Genomic DNA, 21776 nt, shown 5'->3' with positions numbered 1-21776 from the left:
TCACGTTAGCGGGCTGTAATGGCTTTAGATTTATAAGCCCCCAGGTCGTCGATATAGAGCAGGGTGTAGGGAATATTCCGGCTCACGCCAACTTTGGTCGGGGCAAAGAGGCTGGAATACGGCCCAACCATCACTGAATCGACCAACAGATTCTTTTTGCCTTTCTGATCAACATTGGCCAACGTAAAATAGTAAGGGCTTTTGTTGATAACCTTAAATCCCTTCCCCTCCGCCTGGAGTTCAATGAAGTCGGTGATGTTATTGACACTGCCGGTTAACCCTGCCGGGCGATAAAATAGCTTGATACGTGATTTGATGGCTAATTGCAGTGTATTGACGCCCTGCAAATTCTCCGGCGTAGGCGGGATATCCAGCACATTCAAATAAAATACCGACTCACGATCGCCGGGAAGCGCCGCGCTCATTTTTTGTATGCGTAATTGCTGGCCATTATTTCCGGCAACTTTCACAACCGGTGGGGATAACAAGAACGGCACGTTTGCCGTTTCAGGCGTCGAGTTTATATCACCGTCATCAATCCATGCCTGCACCAGTGCCGGATCGTCACCATTGTTGACTAACTGAACGATAACATCCTTGTTTTTTTCCGGATAAATAACGCGCGTTCCATTAATTACAATATTGGCATCGGCGCAAAAGCTGCTGAGAAACAATCCAGCAAAGATTAAGCACTGTTTCATAGTCACCCCAGAAGCCAGGCCTTTGCCTTGGGCGCAGGCCTGGCTTAATAGCAATTACAGGTAAGAAATGGTGTAAGTCACGTTGGAACTCAATTCCCCCACTTTTGCTTCCAACGCATTGGTCTTGTAGTAATAGGCGTCCAGCGTCAGCGTTTCGGCATCCGGCGCCGTTTTATCGCCTTTGATCTTGGTTACATAAGGCACGTTCAACGGAATCGGCGTGGATGAACCCGGCTCAGCCAGAGAAAAACCGACGTTTTTCGCTACGGCGGCGTCGCTTTCATTCACGGAGCTGTTCAGCAGATATTTCCCGTCGGTAGAGATATTATTCGCCGAAGAGAAGTAGATCTTCAGCGGTGTACCGGCCGTTCCCGCCGCCGGCGTGCAGCCGGAGAACGTCAGCGAGAAAGATTTCTTGTTTTTGGTGATGGGGCCGACCACGGTGCCCGCATCAGTCACGGAAATCGGGCTGAGCGCAACGGTAAAATCGGCGCTTTTCCCGCCATTGATGGTACAAGTGGTATCCGTAACGGCACCGCTAAACGAAATAACGCCACCGGCGGAATTATCTGCTGCCATTGTACCAGCAGAGGTTAGCATGGCAGTCAACATAGCCAAGTATATGCTATTTTTTTTCATTTCCAACTCCTTTGTCAAAAGAATTTATTTATCGTAATAGGTAATTATGTCAATTAGCACACATGATTTAACCAACTATTTCCAAAGTATCATTAAAATTAACTTACTGCATGACGCTCATTAAAGTACACCTCCCCATTTGATCCCCACCCCTCTCTGGCTTGTTAAAAATTCAAACCGCATTTAATTTTAATATTACAACCAACACTAACAACCAAAATGCAAATGATAATAGGAACACTATCAACCAAGTATAGCGTCGTATATTTCTCATTTCCTCCAACCTTACACATATAATATTGAAATTGTTAGCGCACTTAAAAAACATAACAATATTAGTGAGTTTTTTTAATTTTTACTATTGGCGCAAGTTAAAAAAATGCCTTTTAAAGCCCATGCTGATTCGACTATTTCTCTAACATTATTACCTTCATCAATTGACAAAGCCCTCATTACTACCTATTAAAACAAAAACCTGCAACTTTAACTTCGTTATTCACATAGTAACTTAGTTATCGTTGCAGGCTAAACTTATGAACTATTGCACTATATTAGTGTAGCAATAATAATTTAAATAAAATTAACTTGCAGAATAGAATATCACACATAAACATTATGCTGCAGATAGATTATGATTTATATCGTTGAAGACATCGTTATGTAAATGTGAAGCATTTATCCAGTCAGACCCCACTTCTTTGTTAAATTTAACAGTAGCATCGCTCTTGTCTCCGCCTGGTAATTTATTTAGTGATATCATTCCATTATCTTTTACTAAAGATTTTACTAATGAAATATTTTCATCAACATCTTTTGGCTTATCTAGGGATCTTGACTCGATTGCATTCTCCTTAGAACCCTTAAATAGATCACCTATGAAAGGAATCTTGCCGAGATCTGGCAAGGATGGTATTTTTTCAATAATGGTAGTAATGGCTTGAGCAATTTTTGTAAATGGTTCAGCTATAGCCTTCACTCCGTCACTTAACGAAGTAACAACATCTTTTATAGTCCCTCCGATATCTTTAATTGGGGATGTGATAGCACTGAGTGCGTCAGTGAAAACAGAAACTGCTTTAGACGCAATATTGACAGTTTTCTCCAAACCAGAATGTATATCATTTCCCATCTCTTTTATGAAATCCCAACTCCCCTTAACGGTTTCTTTGACTTCATTTATTATTTTTCCTGGAATTGAGGCTACGGTTTTCACACTATCCCAAATAAATGAGCCAGCATCCTTGATCCCTTCAAAGATTTTCCCCGGTACCGAAGCGACACTCTTGATGCCGTCCCAGATGAATGAACCGACATCCTTGATCCCTTCAACGATTTTTCCCGGTACCGAAGCGACACTCTTGATACCGTCCCAGATGAATGAACCGACATCCTTGATCCCTTCAACGATTTTTCCCGGTACCGAAGCGACACCCTTGATACCGTCCCAGATGAACGAACCGACATCCTTGATCCCTTCAAAAATTTTTCCCGGTACCGATGCGATACCCTTGATACCGTCCCAGATGAATGAACCGACATCCTTGATCCCTTCAAAAATTTTTCCCGGTACCGAAGCGACACCCTTGATACCGTCCCAGATGAATGAGCCGACATCCTTGATACCTTCAAAGATTTTTCCCGGTACCGAAGCGACACTCTTGATACCGTCCCAGATGAATGAACCGACACCCTTGACTACGTCCTTGATCCCCTCAAAGATTTTTCCCGGTACCGAAGCGACACCCTTGATACCGTCCCAGATGAACGAACCGACACCCTTGACTACATCCTTGATCCCCTCAAAGATTTTTCCCGGTACCGAAGCGATACCCTTGATGCCATCCCAGATGAACGAGCCGACACCCTTGACTACATCCTTGATCCCCTCAAAGATTTTTCCCGGTACCGAAGCGACACTTTTGATACCGTCCCAGATGAACGAACCGACACCCTTGACTACATCCTTGATCCCCTCAAAGATTTTTCCCGGTACTGAAGCGATACCCTTGATGCCGTCCCAGATGAACGAGCCGACCCCCTTGACTACATCCTTGATCCCCTCAAAGATTTTTCCCGGCACCGAAGCGACACTCTTGATACCGTCCCAGATGAACGAACCGACACCTTTGACTACATCCTTGATCCCCTCAAAGATTTTTCCCGGTACTGAAGCAATACCCTTGATGCCGTCCCAAATGAACGAGCCGACCCCCTTGACTACATCCTTGATCCCCTCAAAGATTTTTCCCGGCACCGAAGCGACACTCTTGATACCGTCCCAGATGAACGAGCCGACCCCCTTGACTACATCCTTGATCCCCTCAAAGATTTTTCCCGGTACTGAAGCAATACCCTTGATGCCGTCCCAGATGAACGAGCCGACACCTTTAACCATGTCATAAATACCGGAAATTACTTTCCCTGAAATAGTGGAAATATCTTTGATTAAACTTGATATGAACTCCATCAGTTTTTGGAGCATACCTTTTTCAGGGTCCGGATCCGGTTTCGGCTCTGGGTCCGGTTTCGGCTCTGGGTCCGGCTTCGGCTCTGGGTCCGGTTTCGGCTCTGGGTCCGGTTTTGGCTCTGGGTCCGGTTTCGGCTCTGGGTCCGGTTTAGGCTCTGGGTCCGGTTTAGGCTCTGGGTCCGGTTTAGGCTCTGGGTCCGGTTTAGGCTCTGGGTCCGGGTCCGGTTTCGGCTCTGGGTCCGGTTTCGGCTCTGGGTCCGGTTTCGGCTCTGGGTCCGGTTTCAGCTCTGGGTCCGGTTTTGGCTCTGGATCCGCCTTAGAACCAGAAGAGTTTTTATGAGTGGCTATGGCAATTGCACCAACTCCTGCGGCTATTAAAGGAATAACCCAAACGGCAGGGTTGATATTTTCGCTATCAGAGATAAAGGCCTCGTCGAAAGAGCTTAGCTTTGAGAAAGACAGGCCCGCAAAATTCTCAGCATCGTATTTTGCTTCATAGAGTGAATGAGAAACAGCATCCTCAAAAACAAGTTTTATATTGGAGTTGTTTGTTTTTTTAAAAAAATCATTTATTGTTAATTGCTTGCCGTTTTTATCATATATTATTAGACTAGTCCCCGTTTTTTTTACACCGGCTATATCCCCTGGAGATATTCCGACTTTAACTACGCTAGCTGAGGGAGGGACTGATACAATATCTTTATTAACTACTAAGTTAGACTTAACCTTTTTAGAGGTGTAAGCCTCAAGTTTATCCATCATAGCGTGTTCTCCTCTGAGATGGCTTATATAATGATGATATATTTAAAACAACACAACACTTTAATATAAGTGATATTTCGATTCGATTTGTGATTATTAAAAAAATTAAATTCCTTCCTCATTACTTTGATTTCTTTTGAAACTATCAAAGAGCGTTGATACTCCCTCCATATTAAAGATAATTGCATCCTTCATTAAAACAATAATATCAATAGGGTTTTTAAACATATCATTCAACTGAACAAAAGACAGCTTTGCCTTTTCTTTGTTATCATTAATATAGATTACGACACCTTCATCCGTTATTCTTTTTGCCCATTTCTCTACCGTTTTCCCATCAATGGTTTGTGACAGTGAACTAATAATTGACATCACCTCGTTATCAGGTAATTCATCACCGTTTAATATATTACTTAACTTACCATTACCAATGCTATTAATCACAGGAACTAGAAATTCTTTTTGAAAGTCAGCAATGAAAGTCAAACGTTTCCAAGGTTCTAACTTTATAATGTAAAACTCTTTACCTGAGATACAAACTTTATTATATTCACTCGATTTTTCCATCTTTAAATCCTCTAATCATCTCTCTCTAAGAGCTTCATTTACTTTATTAAAAGGTTTTACCAAATAATCTAAAATAGTTTTACTTCCAGTTCGAATATCAACGCTAGCAATCATGCCCGGGCTGATGTAAAAACGCTTTCCCTTTATTTTTTCAAGATAGTCCTTAGTTGTCCTTATATAAACTCGATAATATAAAATGTCAGGCCTTTGCTCATCTTTAATTGTATCAGGCGATATAGTTACAACTTCTCCATCAAGCCCTCCATAAATAGAATATTCATATGCAGTGATTTTAACCCTCGCGGATTGCCCAGGGCGAATAAATGCAATATCACGAGGAGAAATTTTAGCTTCAATTAGTAAACTGTCGTCCAAAGGGACTATATACATGATAATGCCATTAGGAGATATAACACCATCTATAGTATTAGTAACTATATTTTTCACTATCCCACGAACAGGAGATCTGACCGTAGATTTATATAACAAATCATTCTTGCCGAGAATAACTTGACTCAGAGAACTTATCTCTGTTGAAACTTTAGATAGTTCTTCTCGAGACTTTAAATAATACTGAGAGGTAAGGTCAGCCTCTTTCATATTTAGATCAACTAACTGTTTTTTCAATCTAATAACATCAACAGAACTAGACGCTCCTAATTTTGATAACTTAGAATTTATATCTAACTCTCTTTGTAACAGAAGCCTTGAGTCCCTTAAGCTAACCAATGAGTCTTCAAAGTGTTTTTTTCTAGACTCAAAAAGTCTAGTTTCAGCTTCAATTAGCTCTGCTTTTTTTTTCAAATCTTCTGGGAAAACTATCTTTGTGCTGTTAACTTCAGCCTTAAGGCGTGCTTGCTGGGCTAGTAAAGCATGATATCTTTCAGTTGTTTCTGAGACTGATGCTTGTGTCCTGGTCGTATCCATCTGTACTAAAGCTTCACCGGGCGTAACTATTTGTCCTTCTTTAACATATAGCCTCTTTAATATACCTCCATCCATGGATTGAATTATCTTCTCTTTAGAGCTAGGAATAACCTGGCCATTACCTTTTGAAACCTCATCAATCTCAGATATATATGCCCATAAAATTAAGAAAGACAAGAAAAATATAATAATAGCTAGAGTTAATTGTATCTTCCCCCTTTCCCCTTTCTTACCTGAATAGCAAGCTATATAATCATCTACACTGTCCGCTTCTGAATTCAAATCTTCATTTTTGAAAAAAAAATAATTTATTGACTTTAACTTTTCTTTTATTGCAACTCTATTCATTTTAAATCTGCTAAAGAGTTGCGATAACATCCTTTTTTTTCTCATCTAAAAGCATTTCCCCATTTGAAACTACTATGACTCGATCCACTAACTCTAGAATTTTTTTTCTATGTGTTGCGATAATAACAGTCTTACCTTTTAGCCAATCTTTCATATTATTAACAAACTCGTCCTCTGTAAGCTCGTCTAGTGCTGCAGTAGGCTCATCTAATAAAATCACACTTGGATTCCTTAAAAGTAAGCGGCTGAGTAATAGTATCTGCTGTTGCCCCCCAGACAACCCGCCACCACCTTCTTGAAGAAGATAATCTAACCCATCGGGAAGTTGATTAATGAAATTAATTGCACCTGTTAAACTTATAGCCTGAAAAAGATCTTCATCCTTACATAATGGCATACCTAATGTTAAGTTTTCTCTTATGGTGCCATAAAATAATCTGGAGTGTTGAGTTAGATACCCAACATCTCTACGAACGTCAGATGGGTCAATATTATATAAATTGATGTCGTCAAGAATCAATTCTCCATTTGTTTTAAGCATCATGCCTGCTAGAGCACTCAGCAATGATGATTTACCAGAGCCATTTCTACCAAGAAGCGCGATCCTTTCACCAGGCTTAATATCTAGTTTTTTTATCTTTACAGCGGCCATAGTACTCTCATCATTGTGTATGAAAGCAGCATCACGAATTTTATATTTTCCATAGATTGCCGGTTTATGTACCATTCTTGAGTCTTCTTGATGATCAACGGGCAATTTCATTATGTTATCAATGCCAGAGATAGCAACTTTTGTCTGTTGCCATCGAGTAAGTATATTTGCTATTTGAGATATAGGCGCCATCATACGGGAGCTGAGAATTGATGATGCTACTAAAGCACCTGTGGATAGTTGCCCCTCCATCACAAAAGGTGTTCCTACCAATACAACACATACAAAAACACTATTTTGAATAAAAAACGACCAAGTTGTTAGAGTATGTGTTAATTTTTTTATTTTTATTGAGTTGTCTGCAGTTGCATTAGTGTAATGAAGCCACTGCTGTTGAAATCTATACTCTGCTTGCAAATATTTTATATCATCAAGCCCTTGTACTGTTTCTACTAAAATAGCATTTCTTAGACTAGATTCTCGCATAGATGAATTAGCAAGAATAGAAAGTTTTTTTTGAGAAAGTAATCCAGGTAAGACCATCAGTACCATCCCCACTAATGGCACTAAAAAAACAATCCCCGCCAAAGAGTAAATAACAGCTAAGAATAAGAAGAAGAAAGGTAAATCTGCAATCGCTATGACTGTAGACGAGGTCATCATTTCTCTTACTTGTTCTAATTCACGCAATTGAGATATAAACGTCCCGGTGGATTTAGGACGATAACCATTTTTAATCCTTAATGAGCGACCAAAAACCCGATCTGAAATTATTAAATCGGCTCTCTTACCAAGCATGTCAATTATACTATATCGCATTATCCTCAAAAGAAAATCAAAAACAAAAGCCAGTATAACTCCAATAAACAACACCCACATGGTTGGAATTGATTGAGCGGGAATTATTCTATCATAAGTCTGCATCGAATATGTTATTCCAGCCAAACCAAGGATATTTACGAAAAATGAACCAAGTATAATTACATAATATGGTTTTAGATTAGGGAACGCAATTTTCCAGGCCCAATGTTTTCTGAACGGTATTATATACTTATCTGAACGAGGGTCTTGTTGAGTTTTTATAGGCCGCAGTGTAACAATACGACTAACTTTCGAGTTTATATCATCACGACCAACAACTGATACTAATCCATCATCTTCGATAAATGATATAATGTAATTGCCTTTAGAATCAATACTTTTAAGTATAGCTAGCTGTCCATTGCTCATCTCAAGCACCTGAGGAAAGAGCCAAGTATTGAATATGTAATCCTTACCACTATCTATTTTTAGCGAAAGCCCGGCTTGCCTGGCCATATTTTTAATTATCTTCTCCCTTCCTAAATTATAACTCCATAGTTCAGTTATTAATATATTCTGCTCTGAAATATTTAGCCGATAATGATGGGCTATTTGAACAATAGCCGACCTCCAGCGGGTCAGGAAATATTTATCCTCCGCTTCTTTACTATCTATTACATCATCTAGGAAATCATTATTCATTTACTCTTCCTTTATAACTCTTTCTTTGTTCGTTAGTTTTCCTGTTTGATATAAACATTCAACGGAGAAACTTATTATATTATATTTGCTGTTAATTATGTCTATGTTTGTCTGATGAATCTCAGCCTCGGAATTAATTAAATCTGAAAATGACCGATTACCTAGCTTTTCATACTGTAGTATATAAAGATCTCTGGTACGCACTGCATCTTTTACTCTATTTATTTTCGCATCTAAGCTTAGCCTTGAATTACGCACTTGACTAGATGCTTCTGTTATTTTCGACCTTGCATTATATAATTCGTTATCCCAATTATACCTTGCTGCATATAAGGCTTGTTCCGACTGCCTAACTCTTGATGAAGTAGCACCACCTTGATAGATTGGAACTTTAATATCTAAAAACACTCCAAACTTATCACGATTATAGTCACTGTTATATCGACGTTCTTTGCCTTGCCTATCTAGTTGATATTCATAGAACGGGCTAAGATATATGCTGGGATAAAACTCTGTATTTGACAAGTTTACTTGACTCTCAGCAACTTCTATTTGTGACTTTGCTGCTAGTATTGCTGGTGAATTATTTATATTTTCCAAACTATTTAAACATATATCATTATCTAAAACAGGAAACTCCACGAGAATTGATTTTGAAACATGAGTATTAGTTATATTATCCAGCGCTGATGACCAACGATTATATTGCGCCTTGTAATCATTTAATAAAGCCACTGCGGAAGCCAAGCGCACTTTTGATTGAGAATAATCGGATTCTGCACTTGCTCCTAGCTCAGAGCGTAATTTTGCGATTTTATTTATCTTATTAAAACCTATGAGTTGCTCTTCTGCTATTTTATATAATTTTTTATACTTCACCACTTGTAGATATATTGTTACCGCTTGATATGCAATATTATTGATTTCTTTATCCAACTCATTTTCAGAATGTAATGCATTTGATTTATTCAACCTTACCTTATACTTGGTCTTTCCAAAATCATAAATAACCTGTTCTGCTGCCATTTTTAGTTTGTTTGTATTTTCATTCCCACTACCATAATCGTTACTTTGCAATCCAGATTGAATACCTACATTGAAAGATGGATAGTAAGCAGCCATAGCTTCATTTATCGTTTCTCTAATTCGTTCAAGATCACGGCTAGACCTTTTTATAGCAGGATGCCAACTTATTGCCATATCTATCACTTGCCTTAAATTATAATAACGGCTGGGCTGTTGATATTTGATTGCTTTGTCGCCACCTTCACTTAATCCATTATTTAAGTCAATTCGTTCTTCTTCATAGTAGCTTAAGTAATCCTTATTTCTTGACTTTCCCTTAAAAATATCACTATCAGTGCTTTCATTTTTATTCGCTGTATTCTTTTTTGAGCTTACCTCATAATGTTTAGATGAGATTTTAGGGTTTTCCTTTTCCTTTAACGGCAAAAAATTTTCGTTCAGTGATTTTTCATCATCAAAAACCACAGGATATATTACATCATCCTTACCATTGGCTTTATAAGAAAAAAAAACAGGTGACACAATTAACAAACCAATTAGCCATCCTTTATTTTTTCCATACTTATCGCCTATGTATTTATTCGAGATTAGTTTCATAGTTGCGGATTCAGCCTGTTTATAAAATTAAAATTTATATTATAGATAAGTAAGAGATGATATATTGGAGAAATAGCAAAAAATTATGTTCACTTCTTTCACAATACGGGACAACACTTTAATTCTCATACTGATAACAATAAGAGACAATTTCAATTTGATTTACATATGCATCTTCTTACTTAGTCCACTTTATAATCACTATGTATTTATCCCATAAACTCAAATTTCAATACCAGCTTTTCATAAACCGATTGCACACCACATCTTTTTTATTCTACCCCCGTTACCTTATTCGTACCGCTTATACTACGGTTGCTAACCAGCCAGATCCGGCATGATTACTGCCCCAGTCGGCCATGATCCTGAGGCATGATGTCACCGGGTCTGGTGGTGCGATGGTAACCGCCAATAGGAGCCTGGTCAGGCACTTTATGCCGGGACCGTCTGTAACGTGGATGCCGGTACCAGCTCCCCGTGGTTGTCTGGTTAACCCGTATAAACAGGGGGACAGAATGGCCGAATCCAGCGATTACAAATCAGTCTAGGTCTTTATTGGCGTTGATGTTGGTAAATATATCCATCACGCTGTTGCCGTTAGTGGCTTACACAAGCCACTGTTTTATAAATAATTACCTAGCGACAAAACCAAACTCAGTAGCTGATACCTGACCTGAAACAGCATGGTCATATACTTCTGGTCATTGCCCGTTCTGAAGGCATCCTTGTCGGATACCTTCCCAGGCTGGCAATGCGCCGCATCGCCGACTTACACGCCGGTGAAGCCTAAACCGATACCCGCGATGCGGCCATCATCGCTGAAGTGGCCCGTACTTTGCCTCACGCGCTACGCACGCTGAAGCTGGCTGACGAGCAAATCACCGAACTCTCCATGCTCTGCTGCTTCGATGATGATCTCGCCGAACAGACAACACAGGCCAGCAACCGTATCCGCGGCCTGTTGACCCAGATACATCCGGCTCTTGAGCGCGTTCTCGGTCCGCGACTGGATCACCCGGCAGTGACTCCAACGATATCCCTCACCCGAAAAACTCGCTTCACTGGGTGAGAAGAAACTGGCAACGCAGCTCTGCAAACTCGCGCCTCGTCTGGTAAAGCGCCTTGCTGCAGATATCACTCAGGCACTGACACAGCAAAGCGTCGTCGTTCCCGACACGAATGCTGCTGCCGTTGTTCTGCCACGACTGGCACTCGAGCTCATCATGCTGCGTCAGCAAAGAGGCGAGGTGACACTTAAGGTAGAACAACGGGTTCTTGCTCACCCTCTTTACCCGGTCCTGACCAGCATGCCCGGAGCCGGTGTCAGGACCGCAGCCAGACTCCTCACAGAGGTCGCCTGCCGCGCCTTCGACTCTGCGGCAAATCTCGCGGCCTATGCCGGTCTTGCGCCGGTAACCCGACGCTCCGGCTCATCCATATGCGGGGAGCATCCCTCTCGGCGGGGTAATAAACGCCTCAAACGGGCGCTGTTCCTGTCGGCCTTCGCGGCACTCAGAGCTCAGATCTCCAGGGCCTACTACACACGAAAATTAGCCAGGGAAAACGAGACAACCAGGCAATTATCGCTCTGGCAAAGCGGCGCTGTGACGTCCTGTTCGCCATGATGCGTGGCGGGGCTTTTTATATCCCTGCAGCATCATAAACATGCTTGACAACTTAATAGGCCCCCCATTTATTAAAACCTCCTTGCGTGTGATTTGACGCAACCTGAGCGTGTTATCCCATGATTGTTTAATAAATCCCCACGCTACCGCCCCTAGCATTATTGCAACCAGAGTACAGATTTATATTAAATAAATTTTAAACTTCTCTTATTTACGATAAGCCACATTTATTTTATTACGCAAAACAAGATCATTAAGTTTTCCTACATTTATTTTATTTAATGCCTTATTTTTATGTGTACTTACTGTCTTTATACTAATACCTTTCCAAGTTGCAATTAACCTGGGTGACACGCCTTTAATTAGATTCTTTAAAACATATCTCTCCATTATGGTTAGCAATGGCGGTTTAATGGACATGTTTTTTATTTTTCTGATGATACGTGGGCTGTAATACTCTTCATGCCTCTCAATAGTTAACACTTTAATAAAGGAGGAGATATCATCTTTCGCAGATATGATCTTATTAATATTCAGACTTCTAATAAGTGAAACTAGTTGTATATTAGGATTCGAAATCACTACAATGTTATTTAATTTTGGGAAGTAGTCATTTATAGCATCTAATAATGAAAAATTCTCGGAGTACAATACATCGTAATCAACAATAGCTGTATTTACTTTATCGTTGTCTGACAAAGCTCGTAAAAAATCATTTGATGATCGATATGTTAACACTCTATCTTTTCCAAATACCCCCTCTGCAATGTGCTTTACAGCACATCTAAAGAATACATCCCTGCCTAACACCGCCAATAATTGATCTTTCTCGCTACTTGCCTTACTTATCAATATTGAATCCTCCATGATAGTAGAGCCATCCACACTAACCCTATAGAATATTAGATCTAAATGCCACAAAACTCAATATCCACATTATAATGGATCGTGTTTTGCAAAAAAAACAGGATAAAATCCTGTTTGATTTTAAGAATGTTCTCGTTTTTTTATGCCATCTACTTTTTAACCTTTCTTTTTTAAGTGATAATTCTAATGCCAGTAGTCAGTACGCCTAGCGTTTTCCCCCTCTTCCTCCCCCTCCCCCTTCTCAATATCCTAACAATCAATATTATTTGGACTGTTTTCGATGACCTTGATTATCTAGAGCAGCCACAAATTTTGCATGAGCCCCCCTTTGGAGTAAGCTTATAATCACATTTCAATCAATATGATAAGGAAGGCAGACAGTGTTTCGGCAGGAAGCGATTAACCATCAAAAAATGAAATGGCGGGGACGGGCATTGCTGTTGCCCGGCATTCCCTTTTGGCTCATGACAGGGCTCTGCCTATTTTTTATCGTTGCATTTCTTACTTTCATTATCGCCGGTACCTACACCCGTCGAGCCAACGTAACCGGCGAGATCACCTCCTACCCGCGTGCTGCCAACGTTTACTCTACCGTCCAGGGGGTGGTGGTAAAACAATTAGTCACTGAAGGCCAGCTCATCACTGCCGGCACCCCTATCTATCAAATTGACGTCAGCAAGAGTACCCGCAGCGGTGTGGTCAGTGACAATCAGCGCCGGGATATAAATAGTCAACAGGCCCGTATTGCACAAATCATCAGTCGTCTGGAGGGCAATAAACGGGCCACCCTCGCAATGTTGGAAAAACAGAAAGCGCAATATACAGCAGCGTTTGAACGCTCCACCGATATCCTTCGCAGGGCTCAGGAAGGGATACGTATTATGAAGGAGAACATGCAGAACTACCGACATTATCAGGCCAAAGGACTGATCAACAAGGATCAACTCACCAATCAGGTTGCGCTGTATTACCAGCAACAAAATAACCTGCTGGGTCTGAGCGGACAGAACGAGCAGAATGCGCTGCAGATCACTGCATTGGAAAGTCAGATCCACACTCAGGCTGCAGAATTTGATAATCAGATTTACCAGATGGAACTGCAACGTTACGAGCTGCAAAAGGAACTGCTGAATATTGATGCAAGCGGGGTGATCATTGTACGCGCATTATCCGAAGGACGCGTTGATTCATTGAGCGTCACCGTTGGTCAGATGGTGAACGTCGGCGACAGCCTGTTGCAAATGCTTCCTGACAAGGTCGACCACTATGCACTGGTGCTCTGGGTGCCTAACGATGCCATCCCCTATATTTCCACTGGCGATAGGGTCAATGTACGCTATGACGCTTTCCCGGCGGAGAAATTCGGTCAGTTCGCCGGAACGGTATCCGTCATCTCCAAAGCTCCGGCGTCGCCGCAGGAAATGCAGACTTACCAGGGTGCACCGAAAGCTGCGCTGACTGCCGCCATACCGTATTACAAAGTGATTGTACGACCAGAAAAGCAGGCTATTTCCTACCATGGTAAACGCCTCAGTCTGGAAAACGGTATGAAGGCGCAAAGCACCCTGTTTCTGGAAAAGAGAAAAGTTTATCAATGGATGCTGTCACCTTTCTACGACATGAAACAAAGCGCTACGGGACCTGTCAATGACTAATTTTTCTTTTAAACGCCTGGTTAATCAGCTGGATATACATCTTTTCAAACGAATGCCTTTGGTACATCAAACCGAAGCATCGGAATGCGGTCTAGCTTGCCTGGCGATGATCTGCGGGCACTATGGCAAGAATGTCGATCTGATTGCATTGCGACAACAATTCAATTTGTCAGCGCGCGGCACCACTCTGGCCGGGTTGATTGGTATGGCCGACCAACTTGGGCTATCCACTCGCCCTTTATCCCTGGACATCAATGAACTCGGTGCGCTGAAGATGCCGTGCGTCCTCCACTGGGAGTTCAATCATTTTGTCGTATTGGTAAGCGTTGGACAAAATCGTGTCGTATTGCATGACCCTGCTCGTGGGCGGCGTACTGTCAGCCTGTCAGAATTGTCGGCCAGCTTTACCGGTGTGGCACTTGAAGTCTGGCCGGGCAGTGCGTTTAACGCAAATACTGTTCGCAACACGTTCAGTCTTGGCACGCTGACAGGCAGTGTGCACGGCCTTAAATGGACGCTCGGCAAAATATTTAGTCTTTCACTGGTGATAGAAACGATTAACCTGGTGATGCCGGTCGGTACGCAACTGGTGATGGATCACGCGATCCCCGCAGGCGATCATGGCTTGCTTACTCTCATTTGTGCAGGATTAATGCTGTTTATCTTACTACGAGCCGCGGTCAGTATGGTGCGTGCGTGGTCATCATTGGTAATGAGTACGCTCATCAACGTTCAATGGCAGTCCGGGCTGTTTAACCACCTGATGCGGCTACCGCTTAACTATTTTGAGCGGCGAAAATTGGGGGATATCCAGTCACGTTTCGGTTCTCTGGACACGTTGCGAAACACGTTTACGACCAGTATCGTCGGCGCCATTATGGACAGTATCATGGTCATTGGCGTACTGGTGATGATGGTGTTATACGGCGGCTGGCTGACCTGGGTGGTGATCGCATTCACAGCCCTGTATGTACTGCTTCGTCTGCTGACATATGGTTACTATCGGCAACTGTCTGAAGAGTCACTGGTGAGGAAGGCACGGGCAGGTTCGTACTTCATGGAAACCTTGTACGGGATCGCTACGGTCAAAATGCAAGGAATGGCGGAAAGGCGCAGCGCAAACTGGCTTAATCTGGAAATAGATGCCATTAACACCGGCATACGGGTTACCAAAATGGATATGCTGTTTGGCGGTATTAATACTTTCGTTGCAGCCTGTGACCAGATAGTTATTCTGTGGTTGGGCACCAGTCTGGTTATCGATAATCAGATGACCATCGGTATGTTTGTGGCTTTCGGTGTGTTCCGTGGACAGTTTTCAGACAGGATCGGTTCATTGACCGAGTTTTTACTTCAGCTTCGCATGATAAGCCTGCATAACGAGCGTATTGCTGATATAGCTCTGCATCCACGGGAGAACCGTAAGCCTGACCTTCCCTACGAAGCGAAAATGCAACCGGCAGCGCTCACCACACAGGCTCTTAGCTACCGCTATGACAGCCAGTCCCCCTCTGTATTCAGCAAGCTGGAACTCGTTATTCAGCCTGGGGAGAGCGTTGCTATTGTTGGACCATCGGGGGCGGGGAAAACGACACTGATGAAAGTACTGTGTGGTTTGTTTCCTCCTGACAGTGGACGTGTGGAAGTCAACGGCGTTGATATACAGCAGTTGGGAATTAACAATTACCATAAGATGATTGCCTGCGTGATGCAGGATGACAAGCTGTTCTCCGGCTCCATTCGTGAAAATATCTGCGGGTTCTCAGACAATGTTGATGATGAATGGATGCAGACATGCGCCCGTGCCAGCTATCTGCATGACGTCATTATGAAGATGCCGATGGGATACGAAACCTTAATCGGTGAATTGGGAGAAGGATTGTCTGGCGGCCAAAAACAGCGGTTGTTTATTGCCAGGGCTATTTACAAGAAACCGGCGCTATTATTTCTGGATGAAGCCACCAGTGCATTGGATAAGGAAAGTGAAAGCGCCGTCAATCAGGCCATCAAAGGGCTTCATATTACGCGGATCATTATTGCACACAGGGAATCAACAGTTGCTTCAGCAGACAGGGTCATTACCCTAAATCCAGCCGGTACAATATAAAACAAGCCCTGCACTTGGGTGCAGGGCTTGTTTTACGAGTTCAGGCAGCTTGCGAATGAGAAATACTGCCAAAGAATCCACCGATAGCACCTTCAATGACTGCACCGGCAGTATGACCAGTCACGCTTCCAATACCCGCTCCGACTACGCCTCCGATCGTTCCGCCGATACCCGCTCCGGCACCACCGCCGATAATATTTCCGACAACGGGTATAATAGTACCTACGGCAGCACCAGCCAGCCCTACTGCGGTCGAGCCGACAGCGGTACCTACTGTTCCACCAATGGCTGCGCCACCCCATGTCAGAACATCCTGAATGATGCCCGCGCCGCTGACATCCTCAACTTCATGAATCGTCAATTCACGCATATCTGTTCTCCTTGAAATTCCATTTAGAAATTATCGGCCAAAGATACCGCTGACAAAGGACGATACGCCTTTGTATAACTCATTAACAGCATTTGTGGCCGTGTGGAACCCCTGTACAGCAAGATCCCCTGCAAAAGCGCCGATCGACGAGCCGATCTGTCTGGCTGGGGCATCAAGTACCCCATTGATCAGGTCGGTTACCACACCGGCACCACTGACTTGCTGAACATCTTTCTCGCTGAGCTCTCTCATTTCTTACCTCCTTGGTTTGCACTGAATTAACCATAATGGGTTAACAGCCATATTCCATTAAAATCGTAGAGTTAAAATAATTGTTAGATTAATTTATGTATCATGTCAATAAAATATGCTTTTTCACTTAAACCTTTATGAGGGGCAGCCAGCAGGGGCCCAGATTTTTCTGGCGACATAAATTACCCTCGTTTCAGCAGCTTTACACCGTCTGCTTGCAGTTGACCATCCGGGAGATATGCCGGTACGACTTTCGTCTCTGGCCGTCCCATTGACGCCATTGCCAGTCGCAGTTTTATTGGTGTCATTCTGCAAGGCCGCCCGCCGTTCCTCCCGCGCACTCTTGCTGAAGCCTGCCTGCAGTCGTCCGCTCGGCAATCTGCTCATACCTAAACTTGGCCAATGCAGCAAAAATGCCAAAAACAAGCTTGCCGGCAGCGTTCATGGTATTAATGGTCGCACCGTAACCAGTCAGTACCTTCAGGCCTACCCCGCGTCCGGTAAGGTCATGCACCGTATTAGGGGGGGACGCTCAGTGGAACGAAAACTCACGTTAAGAAATTTTCTACCTTTGACGCCGCTTTTAACGGCCTCAGATGTCATTTGGTCACCCGTTCTGAGTATGCTACATGATAACGAGGCTTGGTGTGTTGCGTGTGAAGTGGGCAATCATTTCAGGTGCACGACAGGCACGTCGTTGAGTCTCGTAGTCCAGGCCGGCGACAGCCGCTGCCGTTTCATCTTCCAGCCGTCAGCCCGATCGGGAATACCCTGTCCGGCAAACCACACCGGCGCCCGGCCGTCCTGATTAAGGCTGTCGAGCAACTGCATCAGCCGATCGCTGTTTTTGCGCGGTGGTGCGTCGTCAAGCAGGCCGAACTGTGCCGCCACGTGTTAGCTGGTGAAATCACCCAGCATCACGCCGCAGCGGTGATAACGGTAGCCGGCGATGAAGATCCGTTCGAGCGCACGCCGTGCGACCTGAATGATGTCTCGGCTGTCCTGGGGGGGCGTCGCCAGCCGGGTGGTGGCCTGATTGCCGTAATAGGTCTCTCCGGCGGCGAACGGACTGGTGGCCTAGAACACCGAGATGTGCCGGCAGAGCTGCCGCTCGCCGCGCAGCTCTTGTGCCGCGCGCTCGGCATGCGCGCAGACCGCCTGGCTGACGCTGTCCAGCTCGGAGAGCTTGTCGCCGAACGAGCGGGAGCCGACGATTTGCTCCTTCAGCGCCGCAAACTTCTTCAGGCCTAGGCAGGCGGTGCCGTTCAGCTCACGCACGGTGCGCTCGAGCACCACCGAGAACTGTCGGCGCGCCACGGCCGCCGGCATGTCGGCCAGCTGCAGCACAGGGTGATCCCCATCGTTGCTAGCCGGCGGGCAATCCGCTGGCCAATGCCCCACACTTCCTCTACCGGCACGTGGGCCATCAGGCGGCGCTGACGCGCCGGCGCACTCAGATCGAACACCCCGCCGGCCTTGTGCCAGGTCTTGGCGGTGTAGTTGGCCAGTTTGGCCAGCGTCTTGGTCGGCGCGATACCGACGCCGACCGCCAGGTGGGTACGGCGCCGCACCTCTTCCCGCAGCAGGCGACCGAGCGACTCCAGCTGCTCGGCCGGGATACCGGCCAGATCGCAGAAAGCCTCATTGATGGAGTAGATCTCCAGTCGCGGTGTCAGCTGGCCAAGGTTAGCCATCACCCGATGCGACATGTTGGCGTTTATGTGGAATACAAAATCAAGAAGATCGGCTTCGAGGTGGCATTTCTGCGCAAGGTTCATAAAGCGAAGTTAGAGTGGCCGTCCTGACGGTAACTAATTTTTCTTAAGTATTTTACCGGTCCGCTCCCAGATGTGACTACGATAATGCATACCTTCACGGGAGAAGAAAAGGACACTTAAACCATCTTGGTCTAATAAAGCAATACCGTCTGGTGTCGGTCGCCAGGCTACAGGGACTTGCGGTAATATTTCAGGGGAACAAGTGGACAATATACTCAACTTGTAGCCGTTTGCTGACTCAACGTTTTCCGCGCTGAGATGCATGATACATGAGTTTGATTTATCCGTGATTGTCCACTGACCTGACAGTGAACCGGCTGAAGGTAAGACCAGGCTGTTTGCCATAGAGACTCCTGAAAAAAAGAATATTATCCCAACAAAAATACGCTTATACATGGATAGCCTGCCAGGAACGGCGGGCTTATGCCCACCGTTATTGTTTTACACGATAAAGTCGGTGGCAACATCAGCCTGACCGACAATGTGTACCAGAAAATCTGGATTGGCACTGCCACCGATGTTGAGTGCCAATTCGCTCAGATTGCTCTGTGCATCATAGGACAAGAGAGCCTCCCCCGCCTGACCGCTGAAATGGTCAACAAACTGAATGAAATCAATCCCCTCATCACCATGATTGAAGAAGGACAGGTCAATCTTGTCTTTGCCTGACTCAAAGTCCCAGATTTTATCAGGGGACTTGGTGGGAGAGTCATTCAGGTCAGAGAAGACGAAGATATCGTTACCACTGCCCCCCCATAGCTGGTCCTGCCCACCGCCGCCATAAATAACATCGTCGCCGGCACCGCCCTTGATGACGTTATTGGCGTCGTTGCCAACAATCACGTCGTTGCCCGAACCGCCAATGGCATTTTCGATGGTTACGCCGGCAGCGATAGAAACATTTCCCTTCAGACCGCCAACATCAGAGAAAGAACCTTCGTTCAGGTTGATTCGTTGGTTCTGAGAATATCCGGAAAAATCGAAAGTATCATTACCACCCGCGTCCCAGGCAGCGAAAATCAGTTTCTGGTTGCTGTCCGTGGCAGTATAGAAATCCCGGTCAGTATTGGAATTAAAGCCGTAGACCGTATCGCCAGTTCGAATGGACATATTGGCGCCATACAAATGCTGGATGGCTGCGATATCATCAAGCAGAGGAGCTGCTGCATAATAACCGCCGAAATCGCTACCGGTGATGGTTTCGTCAAAATAGCTCATCACGCTGAATCCCCGTGTGTCTTCAGCATAGGAAGCATCAGCATATGTAGGGTTTGCTGAAGGGTTACTGCTGGCGTTATAGTCCCCAGGATGATTTAATCCTAAGGTATGTCCAATTTCATGGGTAAATGTTAACCGCCCGTAATTTCCCAGTTCGGGCGATAGATTTTGCGGGTCGCCAGTGCTGTACCACGATTGTCCAGAAGCATCGAAACCACGATCATCATAAATAATAAGGCCATAATCAGTCGTGTGGGGGAGTAGAGCATATGCCTGAGTGAGAGGCGCATCAATATTCCCAAATGTTATATTGGAATACTGGTATCCACTCACTTCAACAAACTTGATATTGGCCACATCGGACCAAGATTGCAATGACAGCTTGGCCTGAGCTTGTTGTTCAAGATTGAACGCCGAGTGGATTGTATCTCCACCAACGTTCAACTTACCTGGCTCCCATGAGGGGAAAGAATACGTTATGGTGGCATTTTGTCCCGTTACATGAACCCCATTCCAAGTTTGTTCCCCCCTTGCTATTTGTATACCGGCCTGCTCAACATTATATGATGGCTTATTATTTAAATGCAAACCACCTCCGCGGTTATGATAGTTGATGAGATCATTAATGCTATCCCAACCGGTTTCTTTTCCATTCAAGATATTATCCATAACTTTCTCCAATATTTAAGCTACGTCCAGTTATATCTAATGAGATTTACTCATAAGGCATTGCTGATATTTCCAAATTCAGCCTTTTAATGGTAGTTTGTTTTTTTTATTTCAGCTATTCAGAGAGTTTCTTCAATTGATACTACCCAAACCCTACAGCCTCATAGGACACTAACGCCGCCTCAGCGGCATTACGGGAAGCCCTATATTTAGAGTCCTTAGCTGCAGTTTTTGTGAGCCGCTGGAGGATAAATACACACTGTTATCCCCATCAGTCCGTTGTCGGTTTATCGGGAGTTTTACTGATAAAAGCATCCAGTTTTTCGATGTCCCCTGCGACGATGGTCTGTTCATCGGGCGTTAGGGCCACTTCTTCCAGATAGCGCCGAATGGAGGACTGGCTTTCCAGTGCCACCGCCCTGGCGCTGCTTTTCGGCAGGCTGAAATCACAGCCGATGCAGCCCATGCGATGCGGACAGTTGCTCCAGAACGGATTGGTGCAGTAAAGCTCGCCCAGCTCGTAATACAATGCCGGGCCCTCTTCGGTCATCGCCTGGCTGTCGTGGCCGATGAGCACACCGATCATGTGGGAGATTTTGTCGGCCTTGACGGAAGATGCGGCCAGCCGGGTGGGGCGGAGACGAATATAGCGCAGCGTCGAGCGTGGGCAGCTGTGCCCGGACCATTCCATCAGTTCATGCAATGTTATACCCTGCGGTACGCTGGCTATTGCCGTCACCGCGGGCGCACAATATCGGGATCAGGGTGTTGTTCAGTATTGCGCGGCCGACCTGTCTGCCACGGAACTGAAAGAGGTAGCGGACTTTTTCGCCGGTACGCCCATCGCTGAGTGCGACCTGCTTGACCGGGCGCACCTGCAGCCATAAATCGACATTTTTTTCACCACGGCTGCCACCGGTTTGACAAAGGCTTTTGATGTTTTTCCGGCGGGGACACTCAGGTAGCACAGAGTTCCGGCCGGAATGAGGGTGCCGTGTTCGTAGACGATATCCTCTCCCTACGGCTGCCCCCCCCTCCGGTCGTCA

The 21776-nt window shown here is 44.7% G+C and carries 19 protein-coding genes and 2 pseudogenes; 3 read left to right on the top strand and 18 right to left on the bottom strand.

The features are described from left to right. Positions 1 to 5: 5 nt before the first annotated feature. The 7 genes from ACUTSC_RS19005 to ACUTSC_RS18975 form a co-directional block, all read right to left on the bottom strand. Complete coding sequence (locus ACUTSC_RS19005) at positions 6 to 701, bottom strand: fimbrial biogenesis chaperone (protein ID WP_443003240.1); 696 nt, start codon at positions 699 to 701, stop codon at positions 6 to 8. Between the two features lie 54 nt (positions 702 to 755). Further along, a complete protein-coding gene (locus tag ACUTSC_RS19000; RefSeq protein ID WP_141971392.1) occupies positions 756 to 1340 on the bottom strand; it encodes a fimbrial protein in 585 nt (194 codons plus the stop codon). Positions 1341 to 1953: 613 nt separating this feature from the next. After that, on the bottom strand, positions 1954 to 4569 hold the full coding sequence (locus ACUTSC_RS18995) for a BapA/Bap/LapF family prefix-like domain-containing protein (protein ID WP_445653493.1): 2616 nt from the start codon (positions 4567 to 4569) through the stop codon (positions 1954 to 1956). A gap of 105 nt (positions 4570 to 4674) precedes the next feature. Then, positions 4675 to 5136: a phage tail assembly chaperone gene (locus ACUTSC_RS18990; protein WP_141971396.1), complete on the bottom strand. Its 462-nt coding sequence runs from the start codon at positions 5134 to 5136 to the stop codon at positions 4675 to 4677. A 15-nt stretch (positions 5137 to 5151) separates the two neighbouring features. Continuing rightward, positions 5152 to 6411, bottom strand: a complete 1260-nt coding sequence (locus ACUTSC_RS18985; protein WP_445653492.1) for an HlyD family efflux transporter periplasmic adaptor subunit — start codon at positions 6409 to 6411, stop codon at positions 5152 to 5154. Positions 6412 to 6421: 10 nt separating this feature from the next. Beyond that, positions 6422 to 8566 carry a type I secretion system permease/ATPase gene (locus ACUTSC_RS18980; protein WP_443003710.1) on the bottom strand — a complete coding sequence of 715 codons (2145 nt, stop codon included), beginning with the start codon at positions 8564 to 8566 and terminating at the stop codon, positions 6422 to 6424. Next, positions 8567 to 10189: a TolC family protein gene (locus ACUTSC_RS18975; protein WP_443003709.1), complete on the bottom strand. Its 1623-nt coding sequence runs from the start codon at positions 10187 to 10189 to the stop codon at positions 8567 to 8569. Between the two features lie 554 nt (positions 10190 to 10743). On the opposite strand from ACUTSC_RS18975, the pseudogene ACUTSC_RS18970 reads away from it, so the two are divergent. Then, positions 10744 to 11852: pseudogene (locus tag ACUTSC_RS18970) on the top strand (IS110 family transposase). 169 nt (positions 11853 to 12021) lie between these two features. On the opposite strand, the gene ACUTSC_RS18965 reads toward ACUTSC_RS18970, so the two are convergent. Continuing rightward, complete coding sequence (locus ACUTSC_RS18965) at positions 12022 to 12699, bottom strand: LuxR C-terminal-related transcriptional regulator (RefSeq protein WP_443003708.1); 678 nt, start codon at positions 12697 to 12699, stop codon at positions 12022 to 12024. 362 nt (positions 12700 to 13061) lie between these two features. Between ACUTSC_RS18965 and ACUTSC_RS18960 the strand changes: the two genes are divergently transcribed. Beyond that, positions 13062 to 14336: an HlyD family secretion protein gene (locus ACUTSC_RS18960; RefSeq protein ID WP_141971403.1), complete on the top strand. Its 1275-nt coding sequence runs from the start codon at positions 13062 to 13064 to the stop codon at positions 14334 to 14336. Then, complete coding sequence (locus ACUTSC_RS18955; protein WP_443003707.1) at positions 14329 to 16443, top strand: peptidase domain-containing ABC transporter; 2115 nt, start codon at positions 14329 to 14331, stop codon at positions 16441 to 16443. The genes ACUTSC_RS18960 and ACUTSC_RS18955 overlap by 8 nt, the downstream gene beginning before the upstream one ends. Before the next feature lie 40 nt (positions 16444 to 16483). Here the strand turns inward: ACUTSC_RS18955 and ACUTSC_RS18950 are convergent, their stop codons facing one another. The 10 genes and pseudogenes from ACUTSC_RS18950 to ACUTSC_RS18905 form a co-directional block, all read right to left on the bottom strand. Continuing rightward, a complete protein-coding gene (locus ACUTSC_RS18950) occupies positions 16484 to 16813 on the bottom strand; it encodes a hypothetical protein (protein WP_443003706.1) in 330 nt (109 codons plus the stop codon). A gap of 30 nt (positions 16814 to 16843) precedes the next feature. Continuing rightward, positions 16844 to 17065 (bottom strand): hypothetical protein, encoded by a 222-nt coding sequence (locus ACUTSC_RS18945; RefSeq protein ID WP_197781113.1) that lies wholly within the window; start codon positions 17063 to 17065, stop codon positions 16844 to 16846. A 304-nt stretch (positions 17066 to 17369) separates the two neighbouring features. Then, complete coding sequence (locus tag ACUTSC_RS18940; protein WP_443003705.1) at positions 17370 to 17579, bottom strand: recombinase family protein; 210 nt, start codon at positions 17577 to 17579, stop codon at positions 17370 to 17372. Between the two features lie 155 nt (positions 17580 to 17734). Continuing rightward, positions 17735 to 17956, bottom strand: coding sequence for a DUF4113 domain-containing protein (locus ACUTSC_RS18935; RefSeq protein ID WP_443003704.1), 222 nt, complete (start codon positions 17954 to 17956; stop codon positions 17735 to 17737). A gap of 3 nt (positions 17957 to 17959) precedes the next feature. Next, positions 17960 to 18343 (bottom strand): annotated as a pseudogene (locus tag ACUTSC_RS18930) (DinB/UmuC family translesion DNA polymerase). Next, positions 18331 to 18843: a Y-family DNA polymerase gene (locus ACUTSC_RS18925; RefSeq protein WP_443003703.1), complete on the bottom strand. Its 513-nt coding sequence runs from the start codon at positions 18841 to 18843 to the stop codon at positions 18331 to 18333. The pseudogene ACUTSC_RS18930 and the gene ACUTSC_RS18925 overlap by 13 nt, the downstream one beginning before the upstream one ends. A 33-nt stretch (positions 18844 to 18876) precedes the next feature. Continuing rightward, on the bottom strand, positions 18877 to 19188 hold the full coding sequence (locus ACUTSC_RS18920) for a protease inhibitor Inh/omp19 family protein (protein ID WP_443003702.1): 312 nt from the start codon (positions 19186 to 19188) through the stop codon (positions 18877 to 18879). Positions 19189 to 19284: 96 nt separating this feature from the next. Then, positions 19285 to 20730, bottom strand: coding sequence for a serralysin family metalloprotease (locus ACUTSC_RS18915; RefSeq protein ID WP_443003701.1), 1446 nt, complete (start codon positions 20728 to 20730; stop codon positions 19285 to 19287). Positions 20731 to 21001: 271 nt separating this feature from the next. Next, positions 21002 to 21421: an integrase gene (locus tag ACUTSC_RS18910; RefSeq protein ID WP_443003700.1), complete on the bottom strand. Its 420-nt coding sequence runs from the start codon at positions 21419 to 21421 to the stop codon at positions 21002 to 21004. 4 nt (positions 21422 to 21425) lie between these two features. Further along, positions 21426 to 21698, bottom strand: a complete 273-nt coding sequence (locus ACUTSC_RS18905) for a hypothetical protein (RefSeq protein WP_445653491.1) — start codon at positions 21696 to 21698, stop codon at positions 21426 to 21428. Positions 21699 to 21776: the final 78 nt, after the last annotated feature.

Source organism: Serratia sp. TSA_105.2, assembly GCF_052692115.1.
Note: the sequence above shows the minus strand (reverse complement) of the source record. Positions and strands in the feature narration are given on the sequence as shown.

What these genes read in the sequence shown, in the direction of transcription:
- ACUTSC_RS19005 (WP_443003240.1), bottom strand. Translation starts at nt 701, where the DNA reads ATGAAACAGTGCTTAATCTTTGCTGGATTGTTTCTCAGCAGCTTTTGC.
- ACUTSC_RS19000 (WP_141971392.1), bottom strand. Translation starts at nt 1,340, where the DNA reads ATGAAAAAAAATAGCATATACTTGGCTATGTTGACTGCCATGCTAACC.
- ACUTSC_RS18995 (WP_445653493.1), bottom strand. Translation starts at nt 4,569, where the DNA reads ATGATGGATAAACTTGAGGCTTACACCTCTAAAAAGGTTAAGTCTAAC.
- ACUTSC_RS18990 (WP_141971396.1), bottom strand. Translation starts at nt 5,136, where the DNA reads ATGGAAAAATCGAGTGAATATAATAAAGTTTGTATCTCAGGTAAAGAG.
- ACUTSC_RS18985 (WP_445653492.1), bottom strand. Translation starts at nt 6,411, where the DNA reads ATGAATAGAGTTGCAATAAAAGAAAAGTTAAAGTCAATAAATTATTTT.
- ACUTSC_RS18980 (WP_443003710.1), bottom strand. Translation starts at nt 8,566, where the DNA reads ATGAATAATGATTTCCTAGATGATGTAATAGATAGTAAAGAAGCGGAG.
- ACUTSC_RS18975 (WP_443003709.1), bottom strand. Translation starts at nt 10,189, where the DNA reads ATGAAACTAATCTCGAATAAATACATAGGCGATAAGTATGGAAAAAAT.
- ACUTSC_RS18955 (WP_443003707.1), top strand. Translation starts at nt 14,329, where the DNA reads ATGACTAATTTTTCTTTTAAACGCCTGGTTAATCAGCTGGATATACAT.
- ACUTSC_RS18950 (WP_443003706.1), bottom strand. Translation starts at nt 16,813, where the DNA reads ATGCGTGAATTGACGATTCATGAAGTTGAGGATGTCAGCGGCGCGGGC.
- ACUTSC_RS18945 (WP_197781113.1), bottom strand. Translation starts at nt 17,065, where the DNA reads ATGAGAGAGCTCAGCGAGAAAGATGTTCAGCAAGTCAGTGGTGCCGGT.
- ACUTSC_RS18925 (WP_443003703.1), bottom strand. Translation starts at nt 18,843, where the DNA reads ATGAACCTTGCGCAGAAATGCCACCTCGAAGCCGATCTTCTTGATTTT.
- ACUTSC_RS18920 (WP_443003702.1), bottom strand. Translation starts at nt 19,188, where the DNA reads ATGGCAAACAGCCTGGTCTTACCTTCAGCCGGTTCACTGTCAGGTCAG.
- ACUTSC_RS18915 (WP_443003701.1), bottom strand. Translation starts at nt 20,730, where the DNA reads ATGGATAATATCTTGAATGGAAAAGAAACCGGTTGGGATAGCATTAAT.
- ACUTSC_RS18910 (WP_443003700.1), bottom strand. Translation starts at nt 21,421, where the DNA reads ATGGAATGGTCCGGGCACAGCTGCCCACGCTCGACGCTGCGCTATATT.